Source organism: Clostridium sp. 001 (assembly GCF_019056555.1).
Taxonomy (GTDB): domain Bacteria; phylum Bacillota; class Clostridia; order Clostridiales; family Clostridiaceae; genus Clostridium_B; species Clostridium_B ragsdalei.
Window position 1 is genome coordinate 1,602,480 of the sequence record NZ_CP020473.1, and the last position, 14,121, is coordinate 1,616,600.

14 protein-coding genes are annotated in these 14,121 nt (G+C 31.1%); 1 reads left to right on the forward strand and 13 read right to left on the reverse strand.

From position 1 onward, the window contains the following. Positions 1-165: 165 nt before the first annotated feature. Complete coding sequence (locus B5S50_RS07250) at positions 166-540, forward strand: hypothetical protein (RefSeq protein ID WP_065077012.1); 375 nt, start codon at positions 166-168, stop codon at positions 538-540. A 90-nt stretch (positions 541-630) separates the two neighbouring features. Here the strand turns inward: B5S50_RS07250 and B5S50_RS07255 are convergent, their stop codons facing one another. The 13 genes from B5S50_RS07255 to B5S50_RS07315 all read right to left on the reverse strand — a co-directional run bounded on the left by B5S50_RS07255 (position 631) and on the right by B5S50_RS07315 (position 14,109). Continuing rightward, on the reverse strand, positions 631-1,332 hold the full coding sequence (locus B5S50_RS07255) for a CPBP family intramembrane glutamic endopeptidase (RefSeq protein WP_065077013.1): 702 nt from the start codon (positions 1,330-1,332) through the stop codon (positions 631-633). Between the two features lie 78 nt (positions 1,333-1,410). Further along, the gene (gene yihA / locus B5S50_RS07260; protein WP_217303466.1) at positions 1,411-2,001 is read right to left on the reverse strand and encodes a ribosome biogenesis GTP-binding protein YihA/YsxC; all 591 of its coding nucleotides are present in this window, start codon (positions 1,999-2,001) and stop codon (positions 1,411-1,413) included. Between the two features lie 14 nt (positions 2,002-2,015). Then, positions 2,016-4,340, reverse strand: coding sequence for an endopeptidase La (gene lon, locus B5S50_RS07265; RefSeq protein WP_217303467.1), 2,325 nt, complete (start codon positions 4,338-4,340; stop codon positions 2,016-2,018). A 105-nt stretch (positions 4,341-4,445) separates the two neighbouring features. Continuing rightward, positions 4,446-5,735, reverse strand: coding sequence for an ATP-dependent Clp protease ATP-binding subunit ClpX (gene clpX / locus B5S50_RS07270; protein WP_013240187.1), 1,290 nt, complete (start codon positions 5,733-5,735; stop codon positions 4,446-4,448). 19 nt (positions 5,736-5,754) lie between these two features. Next, positions 5,755-6,339 carry an ATP-dependent Clp endopeptidase proteolytic subunit ClpP gene (gene clpP / locus B5S50_RS07275; RefSeq protein WP_013240188.1) on the reverse strand — a complete coding sequence of 195 codons (585 nt, stop codon included), beginning with the start codon at positions 6,337-6,339 and terminating at the stop codon, positions 5,755-5,757. A 145-nt stretch (positions 6,340-6,484) separates the two neighbouring features. Then, a complete protein-coding gene (tig, locus tag B5S50_RS07280; protein ID WP_217303468.1) occupies positions 6,485-7,777 on the reverse strand; it encodes a trigger factor in 1,293 nt (430 codons plus the stop codon). Between the two features lie 306 nt (positions 7,778-8,083). Beyond that, positions 8,084-8,869, reverse strand: a complete 786-nt coding sequence (locus B5S50_RS07285) for a sugar phosphate isomerase/epimerase (protein WP_065077018.1) — start codon at positions 8,867-8,869, stop codon at positions 8,084-8,086. 61 nt (positions 8,870-8,930) lie between these two features. Continuing rightward, positions 8,931-9,710: a hypothetical protein gene (locus B5S50_RS07290; RefSeq protein WP_217303469.1), complete on the reverse strand. Its 780-nt coding sequence runs from the start codon at positions 9,708-9,710 to the stop codon at positions 8,931-8,933. Positions 9,711-10,155: 445 nt separating this feature from the next. Further along, on the reverse strand, positions 10,156-10,728 hold the full coding sequence (gene pyrE, locus B5S50_RS07295; RefSeq protein WP_065077019.1) for an orotate phosphoribosyltransferase: 573 nt from the start codon (positions 10,726-10,728) through the stop codon (positions 10,156-10,158). Between the two features lie 10 nt (positions 10,729-10,738). Further along, complete coding sequence (locus B5S50_RS07300) at positions 10,739-11,629, reverse strand: dihydroorotate dehydrogenase (protein ID WP_217303470.1); 891 nt, start codon at positions 11,627-11,629, stop codon at positions 10,739-10,741. 94 nt (positions 11,630-11,723) lie between these two features. Beyond that, positions 11,724-12,476 carry a dihydroorotate dehydrogenase electron transfer subunit gene (locus B5S50_RS07305; RefSeq protein ID WP_217303471.1) on the reverse strand — a complete coding sequence of 251 codons (753 nt, stop codon included), beginning with the start codon at positions 12,474-12,476 and terminating at the stop codon, positions 11,724-11,726. Between the two features lie 289 nt (positions 12,477-12,765). Continuing rightward, on the reverse strand, positions 12,766-13,635 hold the full coding sequence (pyrF, locus tag B5S50_RS07310; RefSeq protein ID WP_065077022.1) for an orotidine-5'-phosphate decarboxylase: 870 nt from the start codon (positions 13,633-13,635) through the stop codon (positions 12,766-12,768). Positions 13,636-13,671: 36 nt separating this feature from the next. Next, complete coding sequence (locus tag B5S50_RS07315; RefSeq protein ID WP_063556175.1) at positions 13,672-14,109, reverse strand: aspartate carbamoyltransferase regulatory subunit; 438 nt, start codon at positions 14,107-14,109, stop codon at positions 13,672-13,674. Positions 14,110-14,121 lie beyond the last annotated feature (12 nt).

A 14,121-nucleotide genomic window follows, 5' to 3' on the forward strand; every position in this document is an offset into this window, starting at 1 on the left:
AACTTTATTCTAAATTAAACTTGTTCTGGTTTAATCTAGAATTTTAGGTATAAGCTTTAATTTTAGTATCAATTTTTTTACCTATGAATAATATATATTATAAATTAATTATGTTTAATTTAAATAAATACAAATCTATTTACTTAAAAATAAGGGGTGAATATGATGTCAAAACACCATCGCAAAAATTACAATACTGGTTTCAATTTAGGTGATATTCTAAATAATATAGATATAACTCAACTTGTCTCAATAATATCTGCCCTAGGTGGTAACTCCAGGAACTCTTCCAATGACCAATTGGGTGCAATGTTGAGTAATCTAAATTTAGGGGATATTTCCAAGAAAAATAATGTGCCTGAGTTTAATCAGTCCAATATAAACTCTCAACTTGCAGAATTGGAAAAGAGATTATCTCAAACGGAAGACAATAGCAGTGGAAAAAGTGAGATATTAGATGCAGTAAGACAACTTAAAAATTCTCCAGATGCAGCTAAAATATTAAATAGTTTTATGAATTCCAATAATAATAAAAAATAATTAAATTACATTTTTTAATTATCTCCTTCAAAAAGGGAGTGTTACAATAGCAATTTTCTAAATTGCTTTGAACACTCCCTGTTTATATTATTACATCATATTAAGTTTTTGCAATAAAAGTGCTGCCACTGTTACTGAATTAAATGCACAATGATTGAACACTGCATACCAGTATCCCTTTTTATTTATTAAATAGCAATTATAAATGCCAATCCATAATATTATAGGGAATGCATTTAAACTAAAATGAATTACTGCAAATATTGAACTGCTCAAAATTGCAGCCAGATATACTCCCATTCTTTTAGTAAATATTTTTTTAAATAAGAGCCATCTAAATACAAATTCCTCAAGTATAGGTGCAAATATTATAACTACAGGTATCATTATCAAAAATTTATTTAAGGACATATTAGCCATATGTGTAACTATATCCTGCTGTTTTAATTCAACTCTAAAATTAGAAAGTATAATAGTTTCAGTTATAGATATACCTATAGTTATCAAATAAAATACCACCACTGCTGCTAAAGCTTTAAAAAATTTAAATCTTCTTATATCAAATTCATATGGTCCATCCCTATGTCTTAAATATCTTATGTTTAAAAGTACAAATATGAAAGGCATAAAGTTTTCCGTAAATATACAGGTAATTACATAGGCTATTCCAATTAACACTAATAGTAAATTACTCTTCTTTTTATCTCTCCAAAACTTTGAAAACACTAAAAATGGTGGTACATATACAATTGAAAATACAAGGACATCCTTTATAATATCCAATTTAAACATGACTAATTTCTCCTTGCTATTATTTGCCTGCATCAATTTAAATTTTATCCTATGAATCCTGCACTAATATTTTACCATTTAGTAGGAATTTATTGTAGACTCCAAAACCTCTAAAATTTTCTCTTTTCCTTGCTTGTTTAATGCAGAAAAAGTTAAAATCTCATCTTTCCCATTAATTTCTAAAGTATCTCTTATAATTTTTAAATTCTTAGACAGTTGATTCTTGGACACTTTATCAATTTTAGTAGCTACAATAGCAATATCATAGTTGTAGTGCTTAATCCACTTATACATAGTTATGTCATCAGCTGTTGGTTTATGCCTGCAATCTAAAATAAGCACTATCTTTTTTAATTGCTGTCTAGCATTTAAATACTTTTCTATTATGTTTCCCCAACTTTCCTTTTCTTTCTTGGAAACTTTTGCATAACCATATCCAGGTAAATCCACAAGATAAAAGTCATTATTTATTAGGAAAAAATTTATTTGCCTGGTCTTTCCAGGCGTAGCACTGACCTTAACTAGCTTTTTTCTATTTGTTAAGGTATTTATGAGTGAAGACTTTCCTACATTAGATCTACCTACAAAAGCTACTTCTACTCTGTTATCCACAGGATATTGCCTAGGACTTACTGCTGAAATTATAAATTCTGACTGTTTTATTTCCATAAATAATACCCCGCTTAATTATCTCTTAAGATTGCATTTTCAAGTACAGTATCTATATTATCTGCAAGTATATATTTCAATTTGCTTTTAACTGTCTTTGGAATTTTCAAAAGATCTTTTTCATTTTCCATAGGTATTATAACCGTATCTATACCTGCCCTATACGCTGCAAGACTCTTTTCTTTTAATCCGCCTATAGGAAGAACCCTTCCCGTTAATGTTATCTCCCCAGTCATAGCTACATTGTGTTTTACTTTATTTTTGTTAAGTGCAGATATCATTGCAGTAACCATAGTGACTCCTGCAGAAGGTCCATCTTTTGGTACTGCACCTTCTGGAACATGTATGTGCACATCATAGTTTTTATAAAATCCACTTTCTATTCCATATTTATGGGAATTAGCCCTTATATAACTATATCCTGTTTTAGCTGATTCCTTCATCACATCACCAAGTTGGCCTGTTAATTGCAACTTACCATTTCCAGGCATTACGCTTACTTCTACAGGAAGAGTATCCCCTCCGTATCCTGTCCATGCCATTCCCGTAACTACTCCCACTTTATCTTCCTTATCTACCTTATCATAAGTAAATATTTCAGGTCCAAGGTAAGATTTTACTTTAGCTACAGTAACATTTATATTTTTCCTGCCCTTTTCCATAATCTCTGCTATTGCTTTTCTTATAATGGATGCAACTCTCCTCTCAAGACTCCTAACTCCTGATTCTCTAGTGTAACTGTCTATTAACTTGTATATAGCTGAATCCGAAAAAATAATTTTATTATCCCCTACCCCATTTTGTTCTAACTCTTTAGGTATAAGATGTTCTTTACATATATGAAGTTTTTCTTCACTAGTATACCCAGATACCTCTATTACTTCCATTCTATCAAAAAGTGGTCTTGGGACAGTTTCAAGGGTATTTGCTGTAGTTATAAACATTACATTTGACAAATCAAAATCTAACTCAAGGTAATGATCTCTAAATGTGCTGTTTTGCTCACTATCCAATACTTCTAAAAGAGCATCTGCAGGATCTCCTCTAAAGTCACCACTCATCTTATCTATTTCATCTAATAAAAATAGTGGATTTTTAGATTTGGCTTGTTTCATTCCATATATTATCCTTCCTGGAATAGCCCCTACATAGGTCTTCCTATGTCCTCTTATCTCAGCTTCATCCCTTACTCCTCCAAGGGACATCCTTACAAAATTTCTATTTAAAGCATGAGCTATAGACTTTGCAATAGAAGTTTTTCCAACTCCAGGAGGTCCTACAAGGCACAGTATTGGACCTTTAAGTGATTTACTCATTTTTTTAGCTGCAAGATATTCAATTATTCTATCTTTAACATCTTTTAGTCCATAATGCTCTTTTTCAAGTATTTCTCTAACAGACTTTATCTCTAAATTATCTTTAGTTTGGGCATTCCAAGGTAAATCAAGTATCCAATCCAAATAAGTTCTTATTACCCCCCCTTCTGCAGAATAGGTTCCTGTATTTTTTAATCTATCTAATTCATACAGTGCCTTATCTTTAACATCTTTAGGAAGCTTTGCTTTACTTATTTTGTTTTTATACCTTTTCATTTCTTTTTTATCTTCGTCATCTTCCCCAAGTTCTTCTTGTATTGCCTTTAGTTGTTCCTTTAAATAATATTCTTTTTGAACTTTATCTATCTTATTTTTTACTTTTACTCCTATTTTTCTTTCTAACTTTAAAATTTCTATTTCATTTACAAGTACACTTAAAAGCTTTTTAAGTCTTTCTTCTATGTCATAACATTCCAGGATTTCCTGTCTTTTTTCTTGCTTTAGCATTAAATATGAACTTACAGTATCAGCTAATCTTCCACAATTATTTAATTCATCTAATGTTATTATTGTTTCTACTGGTATGTTTCCAGACAATTTTATGTATTCATCGAATTTATCTTTAATAGTACGGGCTAGAGCTTCACAATTTTTATTGTCGCTACACTCTTCTCCGTCTTCCAAAATCTCCACTTCTACTTTAAAAAAGGGATCTTTACTTATACACTCTTTTAATACTGCCCTTGTTTCACCTTCTACAAGTACTCTAACTGTGTCTCCCGGCAATTTCAATATTTGTTTTATATTACAAATAGTACCTGTTTCAAAAATATCTTCTTCTTCTGGTTCTTCAATTTTAGCTTCTTTTTGAGCGGTTAAAAATATTTTTTGATCTACAAGCATAGCTTCTTCTAGTGCAAGTATGGATTTTTTCCTACCTACATCAAAATGTAAAACCATGTATGGAAATACAGTAATACCCCTCAATGGAATTAGAGGAAGAACTTTTAAGTTTTTATCCATCTTTCTCTCCTCACTTTAAATAGTTTAAATTCATATATCAGCATTTTATATACTTAACTATTGCTTAAAAGAGAGTACCGAAACCAGTACTCTCTTTTTAATAACCTATGCAGTTTCAGGGCCCTTTCGTGTTCTTGATTTTTTTAATTTGATAGGTGTCCTCTTTCCATCCTCTGCCTCTATAAGTTCTGGCTTCTTTGTATCCACTGCATTCTTATCAATTATTACTTTAGCTATTTCCTCTTTTGAAGGTATATCAAACATTACATCCTTCATAGTTTCCTCTATAATAGCTCTAAGACCTCTAGCTCCTGTATTTCTCTTTAATGCTTCATCTGATATAGCTTCCAGTGCATCTTCTTTAAATTCAAGTTCTACATCATCAAATTCAAAGAGCTTTTTATATTGTTTAATCAGTGCATTTTTAGGTTCTTTTAATATTCTTACAAGAGCACTCCTGTCTAATGCCTCCAAAGTTACTATAATAGGAATTCTACCTACAAATTCTGGTATAAGTCCAAACTTTAGAAGATCTCCAGGCATTATATCTTTTAAAAGTTTTCCTATGTCCTTTTCCTTTTTAGATTGTATTTCTGCACCAAAGCCTAAAGTGCTTACTCTAGTCCTACGTTCTATTATATTGTCTATACCATCAAAAGCTCCACCGCATATAAATAATATATTTGTAGTATTTATTTGAATAAATTCTTGATGCGGATGTTTTCTACCACCCTGAGGTGGCACTGAAGCTACTGTACCTTCTAATATCTTTAACAGTGCCTGCTGTACACCTTCTCCTGAAACATCCCTAGTTATAGATGGGTTTTCTGATTTTCTTGCTATTTTATCTATCTCATCTATATATACTATTCCATGTTCAGCTCTTTCTATATCGTAGTCTGCATTTTGTATAAGCTTTAACAATATATTTTCTACATCTTCACCTACATAGCCAGCTTCTGTTAAAGTAGTAGCATCTGCAATAGCAAAAGGTACATTTAAAAATTTTGCTAAAGTTTGAGCTAACAATGTTTTTCCTGATCCTGTAGGACCAAGTAATAATATATTACTTTTTTGAAGTTCTACATCATCATTTTGATTATTTGAATTTATTCTCTTATAATGATTATACACTGCTACAGACAGTGATTTTTTTGCATCTTCCTGACCTATTACATATTGATCAAGATAATTTTTTATTTCTACAGGTTTAGGTATAGAAGTCATATCTATTTGAACATCTTCTTCAAATTCATCACTTATTATTTCAGAACATAATTCTATACATTCATCACAGATATATACACCTGGTCCTGCAATTAATCTTCTAACTTGATCTTGTGTTTTACCGCAGAATGAGCATTTAAGTTGTTTTTTATCATCATTTTTGGCCATTTCCACACCTCACTAAAGGTTATTTCTTTTTGGTAATAACTTCATCTATCAATCCGTATTCTTTTGCTTCTTCTGCTGTCATAAAGTTATCTCTCTCAGTGTCTTTTTCAACTTTTTCAAGGGGCTGCCCTGTTCTTTCACTTATTATAGTATTTAACTTTTTCTTTATATCTAATATTCTTTTTGCATGAATTCCAATATCAGTTGCCTGACCTTGGAATCCTCCAAGTGGTTGATGTATCATTATCTCTGCATTTGGAAGTGCAAATCTCTTTCCCTTTGCACCAGCCGTAAGCAAAAATGCCCCCATGGAAGCTCCCATACCTATGCATATAGTGGACACATCTGACTTTATATACTGCATCGTATCATAAATTGCCATTCCTGAGGTTATTGATCCACCTGGACTGTTTATATAAAGATATATATCTTTGTCAGGGTCTTCAGCTTCTAGGAATAACAGCTGTGCTACTACCAGACTAGCTGAAACATCATTAACCTCTTCACTAAGCATTACTATTCTATCTTTTAAAAGCCTAGAATAAATATCGTAAGACCTTTCCCCTCTACTTGTTTGTTCTACAACTACTGGTACTAAACTCATAAACTCTCCTCCTCTTATATAACCATTTAAGGCAATTAATATATATTAAAATTAATTTATATCAATCTATAAGGATGAATCCTTTGAACTTTTTTATTTTAAATTAATTGCCAGAAAAGCTCCTGGCAATTAATTTAAATATAATCTATGCTGTTGCTTTATTACTATCTACTAACATTTTTACAACTTTTTCATTAACCACATCTGTCTCTAAATATGATTTTTGATTATTAAAAATTAGTTTTGCAGTTTTTTCTGCTTCTTTATTACCATATTGTGCAGCCATTTCTTTTGCTCTTTCCATAAGTTCGTCATCAGTTGCTTCTATCTTTTCTACTTTTGCTATTTCACCAATTACTAAATCTGTTCTTACTCTTTTTTCTGCTGATTCTTTCATATATTCTCTTACTTTTTCTTCAGTATTATTTGTATATTGATAATATGTCTTAAGGTCTAATCCCTGATATTTTAATCTTAATTCTAAATCTTTAAGCATAGTATCTACTTCTTTTTTTATCATAACTTCTGGTATGTTGATTTCTGCATTTGAGCAAACTTTATCTAAAACTGCTTCTTCAAATTCTCTTTTAGTTCTAAGTTCATTTGCTTCTTTTTTCTTATTCTTTATATCTTCTTTAACTTTATCCAAAGTATCAAATTCTGATATATCTTTAGCAAATTCATCATCTAATTCAGGTAGTTCTTTAATCTTTATTTCTTTAACAGTAACTTTAAATACAGCTTCTTTACCATTTAGCTCTTCTCTTCCATATTCTTTAGGAAATGTAACATGAACATCTTTTGAATCACCAGCATTAAGTCCAATTAACTGATCTTCAAAATTATCTATGAAAGTACCGGATCCGATTTCTAACTGATAATCCTTTCCTGCTCCACCTTCAAACTCTTTGTCATCTACAAATCCATCAAAATCTATTACTGCTATATTTCCCTTTTCTATACTTCCACTTTCTTTGGTTTCTATTCTTGCATTCTTTTGCTGCATTGTCTTTAATTCTGCTTCTACTTCTTCGTCTTTTACGTCATATGTATTTTTCTTAACTTCTAAGTCCTTATACTCTCCAAGTTTAACTTCAGGAAATACAACTATTTTTGCAGTATATATGAATTCTTTTCCTTCTCCTATTTGTACTATATCAATTTCAGGATAATCTACTGGTTTTATATCATTTTCCTTAATAGCTTGTGGATATGTATCATCACAGCAGAAATTTATTGCATCTTCATAAAATACGCCTTCACCATAGTACTTCTTTATTATATTCATAGGGGCTTTACCTTTTCTAAAGCCAGGTATATTGAACTTTTTTGCATTTTTAGCAAATGCTTTTTTCATAGATTCATTAAACTTCTCTGCTTCTACAGTTATTTCCAATTTTACAACATTTTCTTCTATCTTTTTCTTCTTAACATTCATTTATAAAATTCCTCCTACTAATTACTATACATGCTTATATCAACTATGCTATTATACCATATATTTATAAACATTCCTATATGATGTGAGCATTGCCTTTCTTTACTGCTTAAATTGTAAAACTTAATATTGATATTTTATATAATTGCACCATAAAATTCAACTAATATTTTGGTGTACACACAATAATTATATTGTAAAAGTTAAATTTATGGTTTTATTGTATATTTTTCTTATTATTAGGAATTAAATTTAGTATTATAATTATATACCAAAAATCTCAAACTTTATAGTTTTTTTTAATTTTTACAAGCACTTTTCAATATAATCCTTAGAAACTTTTAATTCATCATAGTCTTTATAATTGTCACTGTACACTTCAATTATACCAACCTTATTATAATTTGCTTCTCGCAGCTTACAAAATAACTTCTTATAATTTGTATCACCTTTACCTGGAAGCAAACATGAACTTGTTGAATTTCTATCGTTTATATGTAAATTTTCTATAGCTCCTGACATAATATCTATATATTCTTCAGGTAACCTTCCAGCTCTATAGGCTTGCTTTATGTCCAGTGTAAAATATAGGGAATCCTCATATTTTTCTCTAAGTGTATATAAAAAATCAATATTTCCTGACATACACCAAAATACATTTTCCTGGCACAGTTTTATGCCTTCTTCTCCTGCTGTATATAATAATTTATCATAAACATCAAAAACCAGATCATAGTTAATTACATTATAGAGTTTTTTATGCTTCATTCCATGAAACGTGTAGCACTTAGCTCCAACTTTTCTGGCTAGTTTACATACTTGTTTAAACTGTAAAAATGCGTCATTCCTTCTCCTCTTATATTCATCAAATAAATTAGGTTCAAAAGAAGAAGAAAAGGCATGAACAGAATTTATAGTAAAATTGTTCTTTAATTTCTGTTCCAAAAGTATATCTCCAAAATTTTCACTATATTCACTGATACTATTTAAAAATATTTCTCCTAAATTAAATCCTAAATTTTTCATCAAAGCTATACTATTTTCCGTATTTACATTTGGGTAAAAGCTAGCTGATGACAATCCTATATCCATAATTCCTCCAAAGTTATCATATACTTCTATCGTAAAAATAACCAGTAGAAGGCTGCACCTTCTACTGGGTAACGGAACCTGATGCCGTTAAGTAAACAGTTTTACCATCTACAATGGCCGTAAGTCCCTTTTCATTTATTCCCTGAAACTTTATATCTTCACCTTCTATATTCTGAACCATAACATGATTCTTATTCTGCAAGCTTTCTATCCACACGTATTTTGCAGTTTTCCCAATCCATGGAAGTTGGCTTACATAGGCAATATTATTGTCGTCTATAAATTTAGGTGAAGAACACCATACATATCCTGGATTATTAGTTAATTGAGAATCTTTTGCTATTACAGTTCCTGTAGTAGATACATACTGTGGATTTGTTATATCCTGTTTATTCCCATTTGCATCCACTAACAATATACTCTGAGATTTATCATCAAACAAAAGTGCATTCTTACCTGATGGGCTTACATCATATGTACCGCTGCTATCTGCCTTAAATACTTTGTCATTACCCTTAACTTGATATATTAAACTTACATCTTTTCCACTACTCAATTTTATTTTATATGAATTCTGACTTGCTGCATCCTTAGACTTAGTTTGAGTATTTGGTTGAGATGATTTTTGACTATCCGTATTATTCTTTGTCTGTTTGTTTTCAGAAACAATATTGTTCTTTACCTTACTTGTTTCCTTTACTACATCCCTAAATGCTCCCCTTATGTAAACTACAACTAACACTGCTACCATCAGACATGCCACAATAAGTATAACTTTATTTCTCTTATGCCGCTGCATTTTCTTTTCATATTCTTTGCTAAAAATACTTGGTTTACCCACTAAAAAACTCCTCCTATACTTAGTATTAATAACTATGGGAAGTTAAATCACCCATTATAAAAAGTGGTGATTCCCTGATTAATATTCCCAAAGGATTATCCATTATATAAAATTATACGCAATGAAAAATCATTATAACCCTTCATGTATATAATAAATAATATTGTAGGAATTCATTACTTATTATACCTCAAAAATCTTATAAATAGTAATAATTTTTTGTAAAACTCCATAAAATTGTGAAAGGCAAATTTAAGCTATTTACTTAAATAAGCCTATTCCTAAAAACACAGTTAATGTGCTATAGAAATAGGCTTATTTTTAAGTAATCAATTCACAGTTCACAATTCACAATTTCTGTGGATTTTTCTCCGTGAGTGTTATGAAAAATCTAAAATCTAAGAATTTAATTGTGCATCGTTCATTGTACATTGATTCTTTCCCCTTATTTGAATACTCTACTTCCAGGCTTTACATATTCTTGTCCTTGCTTACACATAGGACAATTTTCCTTATCATAAGTGTTTATATCAAGTTTTACAGCACTATAAATTGGATATTCTATTTTGACACCTTCTGCTCTTCTGTCTACTATGCAGCATATGCCTACAACCTCTCCACCTAATTCCTGAATTACCTTAGCAACCTCTACAGAGGATTTCCCTGTAGTTACCACATCTTCGGAAATTATAATTTTTTCTCCTTCTTTTATTTCAAATCCCCTTCTTATAGTCATATTTCCATTTTGCCTTTCAGCAAATATTCCTGGTTTGCCCGTTTGCCTTGCAAGTTCATAGGAAACTAATATCCCCCCCATTGCAGGTCCAACTATTTTATCATAGTCAACATTCTCTAATTTGTCTGCAATAACTGCTATTACATCTTTTGCCTTGTCAGGATATTGTAAAAGTTTTGCACACTGACAATACCTATCACTGTGTTTTCCTGAAGAAAGTAAAAAATGTCCTTCCAAAAGTGCTCCTACTTCTTTCAATGTATTTATAACTAAATTATCCATAACTGTCCTCCTAAATTATTCCTCTTATTTCACTTAAATCTTTTATATTTTCATCTTTCATATATTTCTCTATACCATCTATTATATCCAAACATATATCTGGTTTTATAAAGTTTGCAGTGCCTACCTGAATTGCATAAGCTCCTGCCATTATAAATTCTATTGCATCTTGAAAGCTTACTATTCCACCTATTCCAACTACAGGAACTTTTACAGCTTTTGAAACTTCATATACCATTCTTAATGCAATGGGCTTTATTGCCGGACCCGACAATCCGGCAGTTATATTATTAAATACTGCCTTCCTGTTTTTAATATCTACAGCCATAGCCTTAAATGTATTTACAAGGGATAAGCTATCCGCTCCTGCTTCGCAGCACTTATATGCCATATCTACGATATCTTCAGCATTAGGAGATAATTTCACCATAAGTGGTTTTTTGCAGACTTTCCTTACAGCACTTACTATTTCATAAGCTACCTTTGATTTTATTCCAAAAGCCATACCCCCACTTTTTACATTAGGGCAAGATATGTTCAGTTCTATAATGTCTACATCCGAGCTACTTAGCTTCTCCACGGATTCAACATAATCATCTATAGTAGTTCCGCCTATGTTAGCTATAACAACTGTATCAAATTTTTTCATTTTAGGAAGTTCAAAATTTATAAAATGTTCTACTCCTGGATTTTGAAGTCCCACGCTATTTAATATACCTGCTTTAGTTTCATAGCTTCTTATGCCATCATTTCCTTCTTTTCTTTTTAATGTAAGACCCTTAGAACATATTCCTCCCAATTTTGATACATCATAAATTTGATTATATTCTTCACCAAATCCAAAGGTTCCAGATGCTCCGATTACAGGATTTTTAAAATTCACACCGCATATATCTATCAATTGGTTAAACTTCCTTTCCCCTTCTATATTTAGGCATTTGAAAGAAAATAGTCCAGCATACTGACTAGTTATTTCTTTAAAAATACCTTAAGCGTCACAGTACTATATCGCTTCCTAAGAAAACTGGTCCATCTTTACATGCTCGTTTATTACCTTTAATAGTACTACAAGTACATACAAGACATGCTCCCACTCCACAGGCCATACGATTTTCCATTGAAACATATACGGTTACCTGCTTTTTTCTACACATACTTATTACTTTTTTCATCATGACTTCCGGTCCACAGCATAATACAGTATCATAGAGTTCAGGCCTAAATTCATCAGTTACATAGCCCTTTGTACCCTGGGTTCCCGTTTCTGTATAAATGTGTATATCATCTACAAAAGGTTTAAATTTATCTATAGAATATACACTATCTCTAAAACCAGCATAAAGATCTAATTTACAATTCTCATGTTGTTTTCTTATGCTTTGAGCAAGATAAAACATTGGGGCAATTCCTATACCTCCTGTAATAATAGCAGTTTTTGTTTTCAAATTCTCTATATCAAATCCATTTCCCAAAGGCCCTAAAAGTTTTATTTCATCGCCAGTTTTCAATTTGCTTAACTTTTCAGTACCTTGCCCTACTACTTGATATAAGAAAACTATTTTATTTGTATCTAAATAATGTACGCTTATAGGCCTTGAAAGCAGCGGTTCTAATTTCCAACATCTCAGCATATAAAACTGACCTGGTTTGCCCTTAAATTTCCCCTGAATTTCAAGCTTATAAATACCTTCAGCTGTTTTTTCATTTTTATATACTTTTTCAGTGGTATAGCTTAACTCATTTTTCAATACATTTCTTCTCCATTTCTAAATATTTTTTGATACCTTAAGGCATTTGAAAGAAAATAACAAGTTAAAGATGCGATGGATATTTTTTATCCGATGACTAACCCGCCCTAATACTCACTCTTTTCCAAGTGTGAGTAAAGAGCGGCTATGTCCATGGATAACAATTTCTAAGCATCAGGTGCTAAGAACTTTGTTTATCAGACAAGGAGGCAGGTTCCGCAGATAGTGAATCCTATCTAAGGGTTCTACCGACGCAGTATGATAAAAAATAGACTAGCATACTGACTGGTTATTTCTTTGAAAATACCTTAAATATATCATCTCTAATTCTAATACATTCTTCTCTAGCACATTCTCCATAATTCTTTTCACCGTTTTCTCTTTTTCTATATGCTAGAAGTATTCCTCTTGAAGAATTCACTACACCGCCATTGCCCTCTTTAAGATAAGCAGCAATGTCTTGTGCTGTTCCCCCTTGGGCTCCATATCCAGGTATTAAGAAAAATACACTGTCTAGATTCCTCCTAAGCTGTACTCCCTCTTCCTGATGAGTACACCCTATTACCCCACCTATGGAACTATAGCCGCAGCCTCCTAAATATTTCTTTCCAAGAAAATTTACTTTTTCTCCTACTACATTGTACAGTTTTTTATCTTCTTTAGTATCTATATATTGAATATCTTCTGCTCCTCTATTTGACGTACGTATAAGCACAAACATTCCCTTATTGTCATTCTTAATGTAAGGTAAATAAGGCTCTAATGTATCAAATCCCATATAAGGATTTAAAGTTATGAAATCACTTTCAAATTCGCCTTTAAAATGTGCCTTTGCATACATTTCTGCTGTTTTTGCTATATCTCCTCTTTTAATATCTGCAATCGTTAAAACCTTCTTATTTCTTATATACTTCAAGGTTTTACTATAGGCCCTGAGTCCTTCCATACCCAAGGCTTCATAGTATGCAATTTGTACTTTATAACAAGCAGCTACATCGCAAGTACTGTCTATTATAGTTTTATTAAATTCAAATACAGCATCTTCTATATTTTCATGTGAACTTAGCACATGTTTTGGTATATATTCTAAGGCAGTATCTAGTCCCACACATACATTTCCCTTTTTTAAAACATCATCGTACAATTTATCTATAATCATAAAGAGCCCCCTCTTTAAATATAATTTTCCTTTGTTTTAAAGATATTTCGATAAATTCTCATATATCTGGTCACAATATTCACATCTATAGGACCCTGTTTTTTCGTCCACCAGGTTAAAAATATGAGGTATATTTTTTTCTACAGAAGTAACGCATCTTGGGTTTTTGCATTCTATTATATTTTCAATTTTATCTGGAAGTTTCAATTTTATCTTTTTATATATTTTTTCGTCTTTTATTATATCAATTGTAATGTTAGGATCTATAAATCCAAGCACTGTAAAATCCAGTTCCAAATTATTTTCTATTTTGATTATATCTTTTCTTCCTAACTTTTCACTTACCGCATTCATTATAAGTGCCACAGAATACTTTGCCTTGTTTAATTCCAGGTAATTAAATATTTTCATTCCGTACCCTGCTCTTATATGGTCAATTACAATACCGTTTTTTACACTATTTATTGTAAGCATATTTATCTTCCT

Excerpts from the sequence above, each read along its gene's own strand:
- B5S50_RS07250 (WP_065077012.1), top strand. The coding sequence starts at position 166 with ATGTCAAAACACCATCGCAAAAATTACAATACTGGTTTCAATTTAGGT.
- B5S50_RS07255 (WP_065077013.1), bottom strand. The coding sequence starts at position 1,332 with ATGTTTAAATTGGATATTATAAAGGATGTCCTTGTATTTTCAATTGTA.
- yihA (WP_217303466.1), bottom strand. The coding sequence starts at position 2,001 with ATGGAAATAAAACAGTCAGAATTTATAATTTCAGCAGTAAGTCCTAGG.
- lon (WP_217303467.1), bottom strand. The coding sequence starts at position 4,340 with ATGGATAAAAACTTAAAAGTTCTTCCTCTAATTCCATTGAGGGGTATT.
- clpX (WP_013240187.1), bottom strand. The coding sequence starts at position 5,735 with ATGGCCAAAAATGATGATAAAAAACAACTTAAATGCTCATTCTGCGGT.
- clpP (WP_013240188.1), bottom strand. The coding sequence starts at position 6,339 with ATGAGTTTAGTACCAGTAGTTGTAGAACAAACAAGTAGAGGGGAAAGG.
- tig (WP_217303468.1), bottom strand. The coding sequence starts at position 7,777 with ATGAATGTTAAGAAGAAAAAGATAGAAGAAAATGTTGTAAAATTGGAA.
- B5S50_RS07285 (WP_065077018.1), bottom strand. The coding sequence starts at position 8,869 with ATGGATATAGGATTGTCATCAGCTAGCTTTTACCCAAATGTAAATACG.
- pyrE (WP_065077019.1), bottom strand. The coding sequence starts at position 10,728 with ATGGATAATTTAGTTATAAATACATTGAAAGAAGTAGGAGCACTTTTG.
- pyrF (WP_065077022.1), bottom strand. The coding sequence starts at position 13,635 with ATGATTATAGATAAATTGTACGATGATGTTTTAAAAAAGGGAAATGTA.
- B5S50_RS07315 (WP_063556175.1), bottom strand. The coding sequence starts at position 14,109 with ATGCTTACAATAAATAGTGTAAAAAACGGTATTGTAATTGACCATATA.